At 36.0% G+C, this 2407-nt stretch carries 3 protein-coding genes; all 3 read right to left on the bottom strand.

Annotated elements, in window-relative coordinates; genetic code table 11:
• Positions 1 to 64 precede the first annotated feature (64 nt).
• On the bottom strand, positions 65 to 802 hold the full coding sequence (locus ABJI11_RS17440; protein WP_348355167.1) for a class I SAM-dependent methyltransferase: 738 nt from the start codon (positions 800 to 802) through the stop codon (positions 65 to 67).
• A gap of 111 nt (positions 803 to 913) precedes the next feature.
• Complete coding sequence (locus ABJI11_RS17435) at positions 914 to 2122, bottom strand: glycosyltransferase family 4 protein (protein ID WP_348355164.1); 1209 nt, start codon at positions 2120 to 2122, stop codon at positions 914 to 916.
• A gap of 1 nt (position 2123) precedes the next feature.
• Positions 2124 to 2407 (bottom strand): glycosyltransferase (locus ABJI11_RS17430; RefSeq protein WP_348355161.1); only part of this gene is annotated, 284 nt, incomplete at its 5' end.

Genomic DNA, 2407 nt, shown 5'->3' with positions numbered 1-2407 from the left:
CATGTTCTAAAGAGGTTGTTCCTGTTTTCTGAAATCCTAAAATAAAGACTTTCTGCTTCATATATTATTTATACCCTATAGCAATTAAATGCGCCGTTTCTTCAGCCGTATTTTCTACCCCTTTAGATTGCGCCCTATTGATAATATTAGAAAAAATAGATTGTATGGTTTGTATTGGTCTTTTTAAGCTATAGCTTTTTAATCCTTGCACACGATATTTTCCCGTTTTCACCCCATAATGTACATCTACGTTATCAAAATATTTTTCTAACAAAGTCTGTAATTCTAATCGTGTATAATGCCTTACATGATCGGGGTTTTTATGCGGGCCTTCGTTTTTTATAAAATCGCCATTAGGGGTTGTAAAATAAGCCCAACCTCCTTTTTTTATCACTTTGGCAATATTCTTTACAAACACAGCATCTGCTTCAACATGCTCTATTACTTCTATACATACCACGGCATCATAACTAGCGTCTGCTAAGGTAGAGGTCGTCATATCTTCAATAACCACATCTTTTATATTACTACGCTTCTTTTGTATGGTAGTTAAAATATCTTTAGTAAAACCTAAGTTTAAGGCCTCTCGTGTTCCTTCTTCTTGCGGTACATCTAAGAGGGTAACATCTGCTGGTACATTAATGGTATATGGCGATTTACGACCACCAACATCTAATACCGAAGGAGTTACCCCTTCTTTTTTATGCTGCTTTACCAGATTTTTTATATTGTTACGTACCGTTACTAAATGCGTCGGCATGATAGGAAAAGTAAGCCAGCGCATAAATTCATATTGTGTCATATTTAGGTATAGATAGTATGTTTAATTCTAATGGTTTTACAATAATAGATATTATGTATTAAAAAACCTTACGCTTTAAGAAAAAGCTACAAAAGAATAAGCACTAAACTCTTAAATTTCTTTATTTACACCATAAAAATGTGCAAATGCTTCTTGTTGTTGCTTTAAACCAAAGTTTTGTTGTACTCTAGCTATGGCTGCTTTGCTTATTTTTTGTTTTTCTTCTTCCGGTAAGGTATGCACCATTTCTATTTTGGTTGCCAAGGCTTCTGGTTTTCGTTTTGGCAATACCCAACCGGTTGTTGTATCTAGCACATTTTCTGCCAATCCTTCGGCATTAGAGACGATACATAATACTCCTAAGGCTTGTGCTTCTAATACCGCATTACAAAAACCTTCTTGAATACTATATTGCAAATAAATAGCGGTTTGTTCTAAGCGTTTTTTTATTTCAGATTGCGATTGTTTTCCAGCAAAGGTAATATGCTCTCGAATACCTAGTTGGTGGGCTGCAAATACTAGGCGTTCCTGTTCTTCCCCTGTTCCTATAATGGTGTACTGAAAGGCTATTCCTTTCTTTTTTAAAATAGCTAAAGCTTCTAAGGTATATTCTAATCCTTTTTTCCAGTGTAAACGTGCTACTGTTGTTAGTTGTAATACGCTGTCAGGCTTGCTCCTTTTGTTTGTTGTAAAAAACTGGGTATCTATTGCTGGGGTAATCACTTTTATTTGGTTTACAGGAATTTGATGGCCTTGTAATTCCTGTTTCATTTCTTGTGATAACACATGGTATTGCACCTCTTTGGTAAACAATAAATCATAACAGCCTGGATGTTTTAAAGGCGATAAATACAAATCAAAACCTCTAAAACTTACCGCCATTTTAGCATGCATCGCCGCCGCCACATTTTCTCGATGCACCGCAAGCATACCAAAACCAAAGTGCAACCAGTCTACCGATTCTTTAAAAAAAAACGAATGAAGTATCCCGCTTTTTAGGTTTGCTTTAAGGCGAATACCATCTTTTTTGTTTTGCTTCAACAAACGGTAACTACGTTTGGGGTGTACAAAAATAGACTGCACTACAGCTAAAAAAGCATACCATAGATTTTTTATACTTCCTGAATTAAAATTTTTGCCTGCTACCACTTTACAATCGAAATCGGCATCATCGACATGTATATAGTCTACAAACAGCACTACACGACAACCAGCGGCTTGCAGTCCCTTTATTTTATTTCTAAAAAAAGTTTCGGAGTATTTAGGTACGGTATTTAACACTATACCAATGCTTGGTGTCGCTTTCTTTTTTGGATTCATATTATAAGCTATGGTATAAGGTTAGCATCTGATCTACCATCTGCTGTTCGCTATGCTGTGCTTTTAAGGTTTGTAATGCCTGCGTACGTATGGCTTCTTTTGTTGCTTTAGGCATAGCCATTATTTCTGTTATTTTAGCAGCAATTGCTTTTGCGTTGCGTATGGGTACCATAAAACCTGTACTCCCATCTATAACCACCTCATCCATACCACCACAATTGGTACTTAACACCAAGGTTTTATGTTGCATCGCTTCTAACACTACATTAGCAATACCTTCTTCTA

It is taken from the genome of Maribacter sp. (genome assembly GCF_039968975.1).
Lineage (GTDB): Bacteria > Bacteroidota > Bacteroidia > Flavobacteriales > Flavobacteriaceae > Maribacter.
The sequence above is the reverse complement of the archived record's forward strand: the minus strand, read 5'-3'. Positions and strand labels throughout refer to the sequence as shown.